General features: G+C 39.8%; 1 pseudogene. It reads left to right on the top strand.

Annotated features, from left to right (window positions below):
- Positions 1-142: 142 nt before the first annotated feature.
- Positions 143-251 (top strand): annotated as a pseudogene (locus tag AB4496_RS29675) (acyl-CoA thioesterase); the annotation flags it as partial.

Below are 251 nucleotides of genomic sequence, written 5' to 3'. Positions count from 1 at the left end.
ATTTAACAGTGGCCAATGATACTCGTGATCATTGGCCACTGATTGTTTGTGTTCGGTGAATACGTTAAAAATACGACCACCGCGAACCCCGCAAACACATCTATTTAAATTTAAAACAATCAATACCATTAAGAGTACAACAATGACTATTCAATCAACTTTGAACCCGATTGGTTCTTTACTTCTTCGCACTTTGGCGATGCCTTCTGATACCAATGCAGCAGGCCAGATTTTCGGTGGTTGGATAATGT

Source organism: Vibrio sp. 10N.222.46.A1, assembly GCF_041473595.1.
Taxonomy (GTDB): Bacteria; Pseudomonadota; Gammaproteobacteria; order Enterobacterales; family Vibrionaceae; genus Vibrio; species Vibrio tasmaniensis_A.
The sequence above is the reverse complement of the archived record's forward strand: the minus strand, read 5'-3'. Positions and strand labels throughout refer to the sequence as shown.